Origin of the sequence: Clostridium sp. BSD9I1, assembly GCF_900185645.1 — a bacterium.
Lineage (GTDB): Bacteria > Bacillota > Clostridia > Clostridiales > Clostridiaceae > Clostridium_AK.
In genome coordinates this window covers 86301-100855 of sequence record NZ_FYAM01000011.1, presented here as the reverse complement: position 1 = coordinate 100855, position 14555 = coordinate 86301, and the positions used below count along the sequence as shown (strand labels likewise).

The window sequence follows — 14555 nt, the reverse complement described above, 5'->3', positions numbered from 1 at the left end:
TAGATGAAGATAGGAATTTTAACAAGTGGAGGAGATGCTCCAGGAATGAATGCTGCAATAAGAGCAGTAGTAAAGTCGGCAATCCATAATGGTATAGAAGTTATGGGAATAAAACATGGGTATAAAGGGTTAATTAATGAGGAATTAGTATCATTAGTCAGCTCTGATGTGGATGGAATTTCAGAAAAGGGTGGAACTATATTAAAAACAGCTAGATGTCCAGAGTTTATGGAGGAACAAGGAAGAAAAAAGGCCATAGAAACATTGAAAAAGTTTGAAATAGATGGACTAGTTGTAATTGGAGGAGATGGGTCATTTCAAGGAGCAGAAAAGCTTGGAAAGCTTGGAGTAAAGGTTATAGGGCTACCGGGAACTATAGATAATGATTTAGCCTACACTGATTACTGCATAGGATTTGATACAACTTTAAACACAGTGCTAGAGTGTATTGCTAAAATAAAAGATACGGATTCCTCCCATGAAAAAACAACTATTGTAGAGGTAATGGGAAGATACTGCGGTGATTTAGCTCTATATTCTGCCTTGGCTGGTGGAGGGGAAATAATATCTACCCCTGAAATGAAACTAGATTTTGATACCATATGTACAAAACTAAGTGAAAACATAGGTAAAGGGAAAAATGATAATATAATTATAATAACTGAAAGAATGTATGATATAGAAGAGCTTCAAAAATACTTAGAGGAAAAGCTGAATATTAGCATAAGAAGCACAGTGCTGGGATTTGTTCAAAGAGGAGGAAACCCGTCTGCTTTTGATAGAGTTTTAGCAGGTAAAATGGGCATTAAAGCTGTAGAATTATTAATGAAGGACTCTACTGGAAGATTTGTAGGAATTAGAGATAATAAAATCATAGATGTAGACTTCAGCAGCATAAACAATATAAATATCAATAAACAAAAGGAATATGATTTGCTAAAGGAGCTTTTGTAAAAGTGCCACCCACGTGGCAAGTGGCAAGTTTGATGTAAAATAGAATATATATAAATGCAAAAACATAGGGAAGTCGGAATTTATTTCCGACTTCCCTATGTTATATAATTAATTATTTTTTATTTAGTGATAGCAATTTCTCTTCCTTCTTTACGCCACTCAGCAAATTCAGCTGCTGCAGTGAAAAGTACGTCTGTAGATGAGTTAAGTGCTGTCTCGCAAGAATCCTGTATAACTCCTACGATAAAGCCTACACCAACTACCTGCATAGCAACGTCATTTGGAATTCCAAAAAGACTACATGCTAGAGGAATAAGTAATAATGAACCACCAGCTACTCCTGAAGCACCGCAGGCACTTACAGCTGATAATATGCTGAGAATTAATGCAGTAGCTATATCTACTTCAATGCCTAGAGTGTGGACTGCTGCAAGGGCTAAAACAGCAATAGTAACAGCTGCACCAGCCATATTAATAGTAGCACCTAATGGTATAGATACTGAATAAGTATCCTTATCTAAACCAAGTTTTTTACATAAGCTCATATTTACAGGGATGTTTGCAGCAGAGCTACGTGTAAAGAATGCTGTAAGACCACTTTCTCTTAAACATTTAAGTACAAGTGGAAATGGATTTTGACGAATACAAAAGTACACTATGATTGGATTTACAACAATAGCTACAAATATCATACAACCAACTAAAAGTATAATTAATTTTCCATAGCTAAGTAATGATTCGAATCCACTTGTAACAATACTATCAAATACAAGTCCCATGATTCCTAGTGGAGCAAAGTTTATAACCCATATAACCATTTGGGATAGTGCATCTGAAAAATTAGAAATCATTGTCTTTGTAGTATCAGGTGCATTTTTTAAAGCTAAGCCAAGAAGTACCGCCCATGCTAATATGCCAATATAGTTAGCATTGAAAAGTGCTTTTACTGGATTATCAACAAGGTTCATAAGTAATGCTTTAAGAACCTCTGTTACACCCCCAGGAGGAGTTACGTTCTCAGCGCCACCTGCAAGTATTAAATTTACTGGGAAAAGGAAGCTTGCCACAACTGCCACAAGTCCAGCTAAAAATGTTCCTGCAAGATAAAGTACTATAATAGATTTCATGTTTGTTTGATGACCAGCCTTGTGCTGAGAGATGGCTGACATTACCAAGAAGAGCACTAATATAGGTGCAATGGCTTTTAAAGCACCTACAAATAAAGAACCAAAAATAACGATCGGTTTTGCTGTTTCTGGAATAAATCTAGCTAAAATAATACCAATAACTAAACCTATAATTATTCGTTTTACAAGGCTTAAATTATTCCACTTTTTTATTAGGTCTTTCATAATTTTTCCCCCTTAATATTTAATGTATAAAGAATATTTTTTCATATGCAATTTTGTTAGTGTTTTTATCAAATACACACTTGTACACTCTCTGAATACGATAAATATTAACATTTTCCGACTAGCTTGTCAATAATAAGGTTTGTGGATATTTCAACCAATTTTTCTAAAATAATTTTAATGATTTTTTTAAGGCTTTATAGCAGATGAATCAACCAATTTATAGTGCTCAAAAGGGAGCTTCATTAAACTCTTACATAAATTCAGATAAAAACAAAATAATATATACATATACTATAAAAAGGAGAGATACATATGGAAATAATGGATAATTGGAATGATTGGAAGAAAACTCTTGGCAAGGCTGTTGACCTTGGTGAAACAGTAGGAATGTCTAATAAAACCATAACTAATATAGCTGAGAAAGTTGGAACCTACCTTTCAAATAATGTAGATCCACATAATGATCAGGAGAGGCTTCTTAAGGAGATGTGGGATGCAGCAAGTGAAAACGAGAGACAGGTTTTAGCTAAACTTGTTGTAAAAATTAGTGATAAATAAATATCTATATGGAATTCTTCTACTAATATATAAATTAATCCAGTGGTTTCATTTTGAACTGCTGGATCTTTTTATATAAAAGAGCTAAAAACATTTGTCTAAACTAGTTGGATAAATCACTTTTAGGGAATATTAAAACTGAAATTGGTCTAGAATTTAGATAATCTTTCAGATAATCTTTCAGATAATCTTTCAGATAATCGAATAAACATCATTACAATTGAGGATTATTATAATCTGAGATTACTGTAGACAAATATCGTCAAAACAACTTATAATATAACATAGTAATAGGAGTTTCATAAGAAAAGAGGATGAATAATGAAGGATATTGAAAATACGTTATTTAATGGAGAATTAGGAATAATTGCATTGCAAAGCTGTAAAGAACTTGGAGAGAAAATAAATTATCATATTAAAGAAAAAAGAAATGAAGAAAGATCCTATCTAATAGAAACTGAGGATATAAGGTTTTCTAATGGAGAAGGAAAAGTAAAACTAGGAGATTCTATAAGAGGAAAAGATGTTTACATACTTTGTGATGTTGGTAATTACAGCATCCAATATAAAATGTTTGGTTTTATGAATCATATGGGACCAGATGAGCATTTTCAAGATATTAAGAGAACGATTTCTGCAATCAGGGGAAAAGCATCTAGAATTACTGTAATAATGCCCTTATTATATGCATCAAGACAACATAGAAGAAAAGGAAGAGAATCCCTTGACTGTGCAATGGCATTGCAGGAATTGGAAAGATTAGGAGTGCATGAGATAATAACTTTTGATGCCCATGACCCTAATGTTCAAAATGCTATTACATTAACTTCTTTTGAAAATTTATATCCTACTTTTGATATAGTGAAATCATTTATTACAAATGAGGAAGAATTAGAAATAAATAAAGATAAGTTAATAGTTATAAGTCCAGATACAGGTGCTATGGATAGGGCAATTTACTATTCTAGTGTATTAGGCGTTGATGTGGGATTATTTTATAAGAGAAGAGATCACTCAAGAATTGTAAATGGTAAAAATCCTATTGTAGAGCATGAATACATGGGAAGAGATGTATCAGGTTGTGATGTTTTAATTGTTGATGATATGATAGCTTCAGGAGAATCTGTATTTGATATTGCAATAGAGCTTAAAAAACGTAATGTAAAAAATGTTTATGTAGCAGCTACCTTTGCATTTTTTACTGAAGGAATAGAAAAATTTCAGAAATTCTATGATGAAGGTATTATAAAGAGAGTTTATTCAACAAACCTAACTTATATTCCGCAGCATGTAAGAGAAGCAGAATGGTTTAGGGAAGTGGATATGTCATTCTTTATTTCAACGATTTTAAATAAATTAAATTATGATCAATCCATAGCTTCATATTTAGATGCAACTAATGTTATTAAGGAATTATTAAATAAAGAGTAACAGCAACCTCATAATATTCAATAAGATTATTAATTACATGTATAAATCTTAAAAGTCAATGTTTAATGTTATAAGCATTGGCTTTTAATTTTTTTGTATTAGGCTCAGAAACGAAGTATATTTCTAGTTGTACACCTCTTTATCCAGAACCTAATTATTATTAACATCATATGTATTAATAACAGGAAAAAAGTATAAAATTTAAATAGTAAGCAGAAGGAAATTTTTTTCAAAATAATCTTTAAGGGAGGTTATAAATGTGAAGTTTTTTAGGAGAGTTGCCTCATTTATAATAATGTTGGCACTGTCAGTGCTTATTGGCTGTGAATCACAGAAGCAGCCAGTTATGGAAGCTAAGATATCTGCTCCTCCAGCTTTGGAGACTATGAATATGGCTGTATACTACTTGAAGGACAATAATAATGAAATGTATCTTGTACGAGAGATACACAAGGTTCCTAAAAGCAGCGGCGTTGCTAGGGCATCTCTGAATGAATTGATTCTAGGCAAGCCAATTACCCCAGGAGCTTTCAAGGTACTACCGAAGGATACGAAGATTTTAGGAATTAAAATTGAAAATGGACTGGCAACAGTGGATTTTTCTAAAGAAGTGCTTAAGGCTAATGTTGGCTCTAGTGGCGAAATGCTGGGTATTGCTAGCATAGTAAATACGCTTACAGAGTTTCCAACTATCCAAAAAGTAAAGTTTACAGTTGAGGGAAAAGATAGTAACGCTATGGATTGGTGGGGGCATATGGGCCTTTATCAGCAGCCTTTTAAGCGAAATCTCAGTTTTGTTCATGAGCCTGCTATCTGGGTTACTTCACCTATAGCAAATCAAACAGTAAAAAATACTTTTAAAATCAAAGGAAATGCCAGGGTATTTGAAGCTTTTGTAAGTTTTTCCCTAAAAGATGCTCATGGCAATATTTTAGCAAAAGGCTCAACTAGGGCTGCGGCAGGTGCTCCAGAACGTGGAGATTTTGAAATAGAACTTAACTTCATACCATCTTCTGCGGGAAAGGGACAATTGGAGGTCTTCGAGGAAAGTATGAAGGATGGCAGCCCAATAAATATGGTGGTTATTCCAGTTAAGTGGTAGTAAAATTAATAAATAGCTATCTTAAAACTAGGAAATAGAATAAATATAGAAATTACAGAGATTTTTCATCAGCACAAATTTCTGTAGTTTTTTTATTTGGGAAGCTATTTAGACATAGAGAAAAATACAATTAATAAAAGAAATTAGTTACAATCCAAATGAGGTTCTTAATATATTTGTTGTAGAATTATGTCATATAATTTGTTTTGACATATAATTTGCAGGATATTAAACTAAATGTAATAAATAGAAAAAATAAACAAATTAATGTCTGATATATTAACAAACTGCAAGATGTTATACAATAATTTCGATAGTACAGAAGGTGTTAGAAAGTTATGGCGGATATGAATAATGCTACTGCAGATTCTTTTTATGAACAGCTATTTGAAAATAGTAATGACATACAAGTCATAGTAGATGGTGAGAATGGACAAATTGTAAATGCTAATAAAAGAGCGTGTGAATTTTATGGATATCCTAAGGAAAAAATAAAAAAATTTAAAATATACAATATAAGTAAGGCTAAGAATTTAGAAGAAATAGGACATGTATTTAACCAGCCTTTAAATAGTAAAAGTGCTGAAATATATTTAACACATAAATTAGAAAATGGCTCGGAAGAAGATGCTAAGGTAATATTTTCGAAAATGTGCATAAATGAAAAGATATATTTTAACATGACAATATTAGATGTCTTAGAAGATAAAAATATTGAAGTTCAAAAAAACAACACAGAAAAAGAACTAGATGACTATGAAAAAGAACTTACAAGAGCTGAAGTGGATTATCGCAAAATGCTGGAACACTTACCGGTGGCAGTAATAGTTTCTTTAGGAATAGGGCAAAGCATGCTGTATCAAAATCAATTATTCATAGAGTTCTTTGGTCATGCTTTTCAGGAATCTTGTGATATAACAGAGTGGTGGAGTATGGCGTATCCAGATCCAGGGTATCGTGAATCGGTATTTAAAGAATGGAATGCTAGATTATCTGAAGCAATCAAAAATCAGTCTAAAATTGAACCTATGGAAGTTAATATAACTATCAAAGATGGTTCTATAAAACAAGTTTGTGTACATGCTACTGTAGTTGGTGATATGAATTTTATTACCTTTATAGATATGACCGAGAGAAAACAGGCTGAAGATGCAATACGATTGATAAATTCCTATAACAGAAGTTTGATAGAAACTAGCCTGGATGTTCTTATGACAGTTGATTCACAGGGCAGTATTAGAGATGTAAATTCAACAACAGAAAAAGCCACTGGATATTCACGTGAAGAACTTATTGGGACACATATTTTCAGCTATTTTACTAATCATGAAAAGTTGAGGAATGCACACAATCAAGTTTTTAGGGATGGTATTATTGAGGACTGTGAGCTTGAACTTAAACATAAGGATGGATACACTACTACAGTCATATGTAATGCTTCAGTTTACAAAGATGAATGTGGACAAGTAGAAGGAGTCTTTGTGTCTGCTAGAGATATCAATGAACGTAAGATAAGAGAAGCAGAATTAGAAAGACAAAAGTCAGCAGCAGAAGAAGCAAATGTTTTGAAAAGTGAATTCTTAGCTAATATGTCTCATGAATTAAGAACTCCAGTAAATGTTATTTTTAGTGCAATTCAACTTTTTGAGTTATATTTTAAGAAAAGTTCAGATATTAATTCACTAAATTGCGATAAACATTTGAAAGCAATGAAACAAAATTGCCATAGATTATTAAGACTTATAAACAATCTTATTGATATAACAAAGATAGGTGCAGGCTTTATGGAGTTGCAGCTTAAAAATGTAAACGTAGTAAGCATAGTAGAAGATATAACCCTTTCGGTTGGGGAATATGCAAAAATGAAGGATATATATGTGCAGTTTGATACTGAAATCGAAGAAAAAATAATAGCTTTAGATCCGGATAAAATGGAAAGGATATTTCTAAATTTACTTTCTAATGCTATTAAGTTTACAAGTAGAAATGGAATGATTTTTGTAAATATCTACGATAGAGGAACAAGTGTGGTGATTTCAGTAAAAGATACCGGTATTGGTATACCACAAGATAAAATAAATGAGATATTTGAGAGGTTTATTCAAGTAGAGAATACAATGGTAAGAAATAATGAAGGAAGTGGCATTGGGCTTTCTATTGTTAAGTCTTTTGTTGAAATACAAGGTGGTACAATTAATGTATTAAGTGAGGTAGGTCTGGGGAGCGAATTTATAATAAAATTTCCAGTAAATATTCTATCGGAAGAATATAGCGAAGATTATAATATTATAGACAATGAACAAAATTATGCGGAAGTACTAGATATTGAATTTTCTGACATATACAAATAATCTATATAAAATTGAATTTCAGTTAATAATATAAGGGGCATCTGTAGTCTATAAGTTACAGATGCCTTTTATATTGTTACTAATTTACATGGATAAGTTATGTTGAGTTTCCCATGTTAGCACGAATTGCCTTTATTTTCTCGAAATTATTCGTTATAATTATCTCATAATCTTTTGTAAAAAATATGCTTTTAAAGGGAATTATAATCAGTGATTAGAAAATCACTTTATAGAAACAATATAGAAATGGAGTATATTCAAAATGATGGTTTTATTACAAGTCCAAATAAATATTGTTTTATCTATTTTGTTAGTTATTTTATTTGGACACGCTTATTTTAATATAAATAGAAAAAAAGTAACTAATAGGTTATTTATGTGGATAATGGGATTGACAGGAGTTACTTTAATATTAGAGATATTTAGTATTGCATTAAACAATCCGGATTTAAAGCAATTTATGATATTGCATAAGCTAGTTAATATAATTGGATTTATAGTGACTCCAATTATTCCACTCCTTGGATATGTATTTATTAAAGAATGGGTTAATAGATATCAGAAAGAAAAAATAAGACTAAATACTATTCTACTATTGCCATTGTTTATTAATGTTATAGCAACTTTGATAAGTTATAATGGAAATGGGTGTTTTTACATTACTAGTGAGAATATATATGAAAGAGGATCCTTGTTTTTTATTTTACCCTGCGTAAGTTATATATACTTTTTATATAATTTATATTTTATTTATAAGCATCGTAAAAAGTTTACTCGGTCAGAACTTATTATATTTAGTTTATTTTATATTGTACCTGCCATATTTACAGCTATTCAACTAAAACATTCTATTTATTTAACCACTTGGAATAGTGCAGCAATAATTATAGTTATTACTTATATTTTTTTACTTAATGATCAGGCATATCGGGATAGTTTGACAGGGCTAGAAAATCGTTTAGCCTATGAACATTATGCTCAAAATATAGATCATAAAAAGCATAATAAACTTTATATAGTGTATATAGATATAGATGATTTTAAGAGCATTAACGACCAATATGGACATTGTGAGGGAGATGAAGCAATTAAGGCATTTGCTAATTTACTTATTGAAAGTTTTCTAAAAGGACAAAATAAACTAATACGTTTAGGAGGAGATGAGTTTTTAGTTTTACTGAAAGTGAAACAGGAAGAGAAGGTTTTAGCTTATATTCGGAACTTAATTGAAAATGTTGAGGCGTATAATAGAGGGGGAAAACCATATAAGCTTAGATTTAGTTATGGCATGGCGTGCTATACAAATGATTATGAGAATATTTGTGAACTTCTAGAATATACAGATAAATTGATGTATGAGCAAAAGCAAACTAGAAAGAATAAGTTATAAGTTAAAGTATGTAGTACATTTAGAAAGGAGAACTTATGAAAAAGTTCATTATATTAACAGAAAGTGGAGCAGATGTACCTTTAGACCTAGTAAACTTACACCAAATTTGCGTGCTTCCAATGCATGTAATCATGGATAATATAGATTATTTGGATGGTTCTATACCTGTAACAAAAGTATACGATTATTATAAGAGGACTAAAAAGATACCAACTACATCAGCCATAAATCCTAATGAATATCAACATATGTTTGAAAAAATAACTGAAGAAAATCCTGGGTGCAGTATTATTCACATTAGCTATTCATCTAAGGCCTCCTGCACCTATCAAAATGCATTGATCGCTTCTGATGGCATAAAAAATGTTTATCATGTTGATTCTTTAAGTGTTTCAGGGGGAGAAGCGACAATTGTGCTTAAAGCAGCTGAGCTTGCCCAAAAGTATCCAGAGATTTCGCCAGAAGACTTAGTTAAGAAAATTAAATCTTTTGTGGATAGGGCAAGGGTATCATTTATTCCTGGAAACCTTGAATATCTTAAGGCTGGAGGGCGTTTGTCCAATGCCGCATATTTAGGTGCGTCTATACTTCAGCTAAAGCCGTTAATTGAAATTGTAGACGGAAAATTGGTTGCAACAAAAAAGTATCGCGGTATAATGAGCCGTGTTGCTCAGAAATATTTAAATGAATGTTTTGACAGATACAATTTTGACAAAGAGCAAATCTGCTTTTTATATTCATTAGGACTTGAGGAACACATAAAACATAATATGGAACAAATCGCAAAAGAAAGAGGCTTTAAAAAAATCATATGGACTCAAACAGGGTGCGTAATTTCAACCCATAGCGGGCCTGGAGCTATTGGGATAGCAGGGTTTGAAGTTTAATGCTAAATTAGTTTGAAAAAAATATAAAAATGCAAAATAAGAGGTGAGCTTGTGCTTACCTCTTATAATTTATAAAGATAGGTAAAATTATAGAAAATTGTTATCTACATATTGGATAAAACCTGTATAACCTCGTTTATATCAGGTAGTTCTTGAGAGTAATATACCTTCGCCCATTTAACTTTACCGCTTTCATCTATTATAATGTTTGCTCGTTCGGATACTCCATGTTCCTCATTAAATATTCCATAGTCTTTTGCAACTTTTCCATGAGGCCAAAAGTCTGAAGGAAGACTTACATTATTAATTAAGATTGCTGCTGCCCATGCCTTTTTACAAGGTGTAGGGTCAACACTGAATCCAAGAGGAACTGTATTGAGTTTTTGAAAGGTTTGCCAGTTATTTTCTAGTGCTCTCATTTGATCAGTACATACTGGTGTCCAAGCAATGGGATGCCAAGAGAGCAGTACCTTTTTTCCTCGATAGTCTGATAAATTTATGGTTTGGTCTTTATTATCTTTTACGCTGAAGTCTGGTGCAACATTACCCACCTCAATAAGTTTCATTATAATAGTCTCCTTTCAATGATACATGTATTAATATTAGGATGCTCTGAGCAAGTGAAATTTATGCAGGGTATGGAACTTTATGGATGGCTTGGAGTGAGATTTGTCAATATGAGAAAAATATGATACTATATGATGGCATATAAGGAACCACTTATATATTTTTTGTAAATTTCAGGTTTATACTTAATATTTATATTAAGTAGTAATGGGAAAATAATTCTTATATATTAAAACTAACAACAAGCGGAGGAAACGAAATTATGCTTAATTTACCAAATTGTCCAAAATGTAATTCAGAATATACTTATGAAAATGGAAATATTTTAGTTTGTCCAGAATGTGCTCATGAATGGACTTCAGAATCAGGAAATGAAAATAGTGAAGATAAAAAGATTGTTAAAGATTCAAATGGAAATATCTTAAATGATGGTGATTCCGTAACAGTAATCAAAGACCTAAAGGTAAAAGGAAGCTCATCATCCATAAAGATGGGTACAAAAGTAAAAAACATAAGATTAGTTGATGGAGATCATGATATAGATTGTAAAATTGATGGATTTGGAGCTATGAAATTAAAATCTGAATTTGTTAAAAAGATATAAAAAGTTATATACTAAGTAATGATAATCCATTTTTATAAATTTTAACTAATCTAGCGATAAGAAGAGTAAAAGCTTGAAAATCAAATGTAAATATAATGAAGAACATGCAAACATTGTTGACAACCATATGTTTTTGTTTTACAATGTAAACGATGTATAAAGTGAATAATTTACTAGTTGAAGGATATAAGAGACGACTTTAAAGGTGGCCGAAGGGACAAACTTTATTTTATCCCAATGAAATAAAGTGAAATTCTCAGGCAAAAGGATTATATCTGGATAGACTCTGGACTTAAACAGAGAGAGCAAACTTGGGGTTTGTTCTCTCTTTATTTTTTTATTTTTTTACGAGAATAGCTATTCCAATATATAAAAGTAAATATACACTATACTAGGTGAAGGGTATAAGAGAGAGCTTAAAGTTTAAGCCGCCGAAGGGACAAACTTTATTTTATCCCAATGAAAGAAAGTGAAATTCTCAGGCAAAGGGATTATATCTGGATAGACTCTGGACTAAACAGAGAGAGCAAACTTGGGGTTTGTTCTCTCTTTATTTTTTTCTAAAATTGCGTGAAAGACTTACAGAGAGGAGATATCTTATGGGTGATTCTAATAATATTAAAAAAGGTTATTTTTATGCATTACTTGCAGGAGCTTCTTGGGGGACTATGGGGATTTTTGTAAAGAATTTAGCTGATCTTGGGTTTGATTCTATGACTATATCGTCTTTTAGACCCACTGTTGCGGTAATTGCTTATATTATTATCAACTTAATAAAAGATCCAAAGTGTTTTAAAACAGATTTAAAAGGACTATTGCTATTTGCTATTTACGGTGTATTTGCCTTAGATGGAATGTTTATAGCTTCTACTTATGCAGTTAAGTATACAGGGGTTGCTACTGCCTCAGTTTTATTGTTTATTAACCCTATTATTGTAGTAGTTTTATCCTACTTTATATTCAAGGAAAAATTCACAGTTAAAAAATTTATAGCTTTAATATTAGCTATAGTAGGGTGCTGCTTAGTAGTAAAAGCATATGATAGTAGTGCTTTTAAAGTAAATTTAATAGGTATTATATGGGGAGTAACTTCTGGCTTTGCAGTTGCACTTCAAAATATTTTAGGTAAAATAGGTATAAAAAAATATTCATATAAAACGCATTTAATATATTCATTTCTATTTGGAGCAATATTTTTATGGTTCTTTGCACCACCATGGACATTAGTAACATCGGTTAAGGATACATCTTCATTAGTTAACATTATTGGACTTGGAGTTGTGGCTACTCTTGTACCAAATTGTTCAATTGTAAAATCACTTCAATATATTGAATCAGGTAAAGCAAGTATTGTAGCAAGTGTAGAACCTGTAATAGCCTCAATATTAGCATTTATAATATTTGGTGAATTGTTTGAAATTCCTCAGTTAATAGGTATAGTCTTGATTATGTCTTCAATAATTCTAATTCAGCTAAAGGAGAAAGTACAAAATATTGAAGAAGAAAAGATGCCTTCTGATATAAGTAATACTATAGGTGATGGGCTGATTGAGGATATGAATAATGAAATAAAAGATAATTCTAATAATAAGGTAAAATTAAAAAGACCAAGTGAAAAATTTAAAGGTCAAATAGTATTTACTAGAGAATGAGAGAGTTAGCACTCCCTCATTCTTTTTTCTTTTTATATGGATTTGGTGTATGTTTTTAATTGACAAAATAGTTAAAATGTGTTATATTATAGTGTGGTGAATAAAGAGATGTATAACAATAGTAGATGACTATCAGTAAATATTAAAAAGTCAAATATTAGGATGCTACCGGTATATTTGTTTTGAGAATAAGATGCTAATCCCATAACTCCCAATGTATATATAGGAAGGATGCGTTGAGAAAATGAAGGAAATGATAGATGTATTTAGAAAGGAAAAGAAATATATTATATCACAAATAACATCTAGTAAATTGTATCACTTACTTTCGCAGGTTTTACATGAAGACGTACATAATTCTTCCAATGGAGGGTATATGGTAAGGTCATTATATTTTGATACAATAGATGATACTGATTATATAGAAAAAGAGGAAGGATACGAATATCGAAAAAAGGTTCGGCTGCGTATCTATTCCCCAAGTCAAAATAGTGCTAAGCTAGAATTAAAGGAGAAAATAGGAGATAGCCAGCGGAAACGGTCGCTTATAATTTCAAAAGAACATGCATTGAATTTAATAGCAGGAAGGTATGAATGCTTATTATCTTACAAAAATCCTTTTTCAGAAGAAATGTATTTTCTTATGGCCCAGCAGCTATATATGCCAAAATGCATTGTGCAATATAATAGAACTGCATTTCACGTGCCGGAAAATGATATCCGTATTACCCTTGACGCTCGTATTGAAGCAACTGAAAATAATTTTAACCTATTTAATACAAATATAAATTTGTATCCAGTTAGTCATTTCGATGATGTAACATTAGAAGTAAAATATAATGGATTTTTATTAAGTTATGTGAGAGATCTATTGTCAACATGTAATAAAATATCCACTTCAAACAGCAAATATTGCCTAGCTAGAAGTGTTAGCCAATGTAACGGTGGATTATTTACGTAAAAATGGTTCTTAAGTTAATAATATAATAATTTATGAATTTAAGTATGGAGGAAACTATGAAAGAACAATTATTTGATTACTTAGTTACAAATACCGGGGCATTAACATTAGAAGGCGTTTTGTTTAATTTTTTAATGGCAGTTGTGCTAAGTGCTGTTATATACATATCTTACCGTTTTTCACATTCCGGTGCATTATATAGTGCGCGTTTTAATGTGTCTTTAGTTATGCTTGCGCTAATCACAACTTTGGTTATGAACGTAATTGGAAATAATATAGCCCTATCATTAGGCATGGTTGGTGCTCTATCTATTGTACGTTTTCGTACAGCTATCAAGGATCCAAGAGATACAGCCTATATATTTTGGTGCATTGCTGTTGGAATATGCTGTGGTGTTTCAGAATTTATGATTGCTGGAGTTGGATCAGCAGTAATATTTTTATTTCTGTTAGCGTTTGGAATGGTTAAAACTAATGACCGCTATTTACTTGTTATTCGTGGACAACGTAAGTGCGAAGAATATATCGAAAAAATTGTGAATGCTCAATATAAAGGCAAAGCACGTTTAAGAGTAAAGAACACTTCACCTGAAACGGTAGAATATATATATGAGCTGTCTCAAGTAATAATTAATGCTGCAAATAAAAATGAAGAATCTATTACGGACAAGTTATATAAAGATGAAGGTATTGCTAATGTGAATGTTGTATGCCAAAATGATGAGATAAATCGATAAAGGATG

General features: G+C 31.4%; 13 protein-coding genes and 2 riboswitches. Of the genes, 11 read left to right on the top strand and 2 right to left on the bottom strand.

Annotation, left to right across the window (positions count from 1 at the left end; all coding sequences use genetic code 11):
* Positions 1–3 precede the first annotated feature (3 nt).
* Positions 4–954 carry a 6-phosphofructokinase gene (gene pfkA, locus BSD9I1_RS05850; protein WP_186429544.1) on the top strand — a complete coding sequence of 317 codons (951 nt, stop codon included), beginning with the start codon at positions 4–6 and terminating at the stop codon, positions 952–954.
* A 119-nt stretch (positions 955–1073) separates the two neighbouring features.
* Here the strand turns inward: pfkA and sstT are convergent, their stop codons facing one another.
* Positions 1074–2306: a serine/threonine transporter SstT gene (sstT, locus tag BSD9I1_RS05845; protein WP_186429543.1), complete on the bottom strand. Its 1233-nt coding sequence runs from the start codon at positions 2304–2306 to the stop codon at positions 1074–1076.
* A gap of 315 nt (positions 2307–2621) precedes the next feature.
* On the opposite strand from sstT, the gene BSD9I1_RS05840 reads away from it, so the two are divergent.
* The 6 genes from BSD9I1_RS05840 to BSD9I1_RS05815 all read left to right on the top strand — a co-directional run bounded on the left by BSD9I1_RS05840 (position 2622) and on the right by BSD9I1_RS05815 (position 10028).
* Positions 2622–2867: a DUF3243 domain-containing protein gene (locus tag BSD9I1_RS05840; protein ID WP_186429542.1), complete on the top strand. Its 246-nt coding sequence runs from the start codon at positions 2622–2624 to the stop codon at positions 2865–2867.
* Positions 2868–3188: 321 nt separating this feature from the next.
* On the top strand, positions 3189–4298 hold the full coding sequence (locus BSD9I1_RS05835) for a ribose-phosphate pyrophosphokinase (protein WP_186429541.1): 1110 nt from the start codon (positions 3189–3191) through the stop codon (positions 4296–4298).
* Between the two features lie 259 nt (positions 4299–4557).
* Positions 4558–5400 (top strand): Gmad2 immunoglobulin-like domain-containing protein, encoded by an 843-nt coding sequence (locus BSD9I1_RS05830; protein ID WP_242966426.1) that lies wholly within the window; start codon positions 4558–4560, stop codon positions 5398–5400.
* Positions 5401–5738: 338 nt separating this feature from the next.
* Positions 5739–7751, top strand: a complete 2013-nt coding sequence (locus BSD9I1_RS05825) for a PAS domain-containing sensor histidine kinase (protein WP_186429540.1) — start codon at positions 5739–5741, stop codon at positions 7749–7751.
* 262 nt (positions 7752–8013) lie between these two features.
* The gene (locus tag BSD9I1_RS05820; RefSeq protein ID WP_186429539.1) at positions 8014–9141 is read left to right on the top strand and encodes a GGDEF domain-containing protein; all 1128 of its coding nucleotides are present in this window, start codon (positions 8014–8016) and stop codon (positions 9139–9141) included.
* Positions 9142–9176: 35 nt separating this feature from the next.
* Positions 9177–10028 carry a DegV family protein gene (locus tag BSD9I1_RS05815; RefSeq protein ID WP_186429538.1) on the top strand — a complete coding sequence of 284 codons (852 nt, stop codon included), beginning with the start codon at positions 9177–9179 and terminating at the stop codon, positions 10026–10028.
* Positions 10029–10132: 104 nt separating this feature from the next.
* Here the strand turns inward: BSD9I1_RS05815 and BSD9I1_RS05810 are convergent, their stop codons facing one another.
* Positions 10133–10594, bottom strand: a complete 462-nt coding sequence (locus tag BSD9I1_RS05810; RefSeq protein ID WP_186429537.1) for a peroxiredoxin — start codon at positions 10592–10594, stop codon at positions 10133–10135.
* A 263-nt stretch (positions 10595–10857) separates the two neighbouring features.
* Here BSD9I1_RS05810 and BSD9I1_RS05805 point away from each other — a divergent pair, with 263 nt between their 5' ends.
* The 4 genes from BSD9I1_RS05805 to BSD9I1_RS05790 all read left to right on the top strand — a co-directional run bounded on the left by BSD9I1_RS05805 (position 10858) and on the right by BSD9I1_RS05790 (position 14549).
* A complete protein-coding gene (locus BSD9I1_RS05805; RefSeq protein ID WP_186429536.1) occupies positions 10858–11199 on the top strand; it encodes a zinc ribbon domain-containing protein YjdM in 342 nt (113 codons plus the stop codon).
* A gap of 177 nt (positions 11200–11376) precedes the next feature.
* Positions 11377–11481: riboswitch (glycine riboswitch) on the top strand.
* Positions 11482–11594: 113 nt separating this feature from the next.
* A riboswitch (glycine riboswitch) is annotated at positions 11595–11703 on the top strand.
* Positions 11704–11798: 95 nt separating this feature from the next.
* Complete coding sequence (locus BSD9I1_RS05800) at positions 11799–12851, top strand: DMT family transporter (protein WP_186429535.1); 1053 nt, start codon at positions 11799–11801, stop codon at positions 12849–12851.
* A gap of 244 nt (positions 12852–13095) precedes the next feature.
* Positions 13096–13812: a polyphosphate polymerase domain-containing protein gene (locus tag BSD9I1_RS05795; protein ID WP_186429534.1), complete on the top strand. Its 717-nt coding sequence runs from the start codon at positions 13096–13098 to the stop codon at positions 13810–13812.
* A 56-nt stretch (positions 13813–13868) separates the two neighbouring features.
* Positions 13869–14549, top strand: coding sequence for a DUF4956 domain-containing protein (locus BSD9I1_RS05790; RefSeq protein WP_186429533.1), 681 nt, complete (start codon positions 13869–13871; stop codon positions 14547–14549).
* Positions 14550–14555 lie beyond the last annotated feature (6 nt).

What these genes read in the sequence shown, in the direction of transcription:
- BSD9I1_RS05820 (WP_186429539.1), top strand. Translation starts at nt 8,014, where the DNA reads ATGATGGTTTTATTACAAGTCCAAATAAATATTGTTTTATCTATTTTG.
- BSD9I1_RS05825 (WP_186429540.1), top strand. Translation starts at nt 5,739, where the DNA reads ATGGCGGATATGAATAATGCTACTGCAGATTCTTTTTATGAACAGCTA.
- BSD9I1_RS05840 (WP_186429542.1), top strand. Translation starts at nt 2,622, where the DNA reads ATGGAAATAATGGATAATTGGAATGATTGGAAGAAAACTCTTGGCAAG.
- BSD9I1_RS05815 (WP_186429538.1), top strand. Translation starts at nt 9,177, where the DNA reads ATGAAAAAGTTCATTATATTAACAGAAAGTGGAGCAGATGTACCTTTA.
- BSD9I1_RS05810 (WP_186429537.1), bottom strand. Translation starts at nt 10,594, where the DNA reads ATGAAACTTATTGAGGTGGGTAATGTTGCACCAGACTTCAGCGTAAAA.
- sstT (WP_186429543.1), bottom strand. Translation starts at nt 2,306, where the DNA reads ATGAAAGACCTAATAAAAAAGTGGAATAATTTAAGCCTTGTAAAACGA.
- BSD9I1_RS05835 (WP_186429541.1), top strand. Translation starts at nt 3,189, where the DNA reads ATGAAGGATATTGAAAATACGTTATTTAATGGAGAATTAGGAATAATT.
- pfkA (WP_186429544.1), top strand. Translation starts at nt 4, where the DNA reads ATGAAGATAGGAATTTTAACAAGTGGAGGAGATGCTCCAGGAATGAAT.
- BSD9I1_RS05805 (WP_186429536.1), top strand. Translation starts at nt 10,858, where the DNA reads ATGCTTAATTTACCAAATTGTCCAAAATGTAATTCAGAATATACTTAT.
- BSD9I1_RS05800 (WP_186429535.1), top strand. Translation starts at nt 11,799, where the DNA reads ATGGGTGATTCTAATAATATTAAAAAAGGTTATTTTTATGCATTACTT.
- BSD9I1_RS05795 (WP_186429534.1), top strand. Translation starts at nt 13,096, where the DNA reads ATGAAGGAAATGATAGATGTATTTAGAAAGGAAAAGAAATATATTATA.
- BSD9I1_RS05790 (WP_186429533.1), top strand. Translation starts at nt 13,869, where the DNA reads ATGAAAGAACAATTATTTGATTACTTAGTTACAAATACCGGGGCATTA.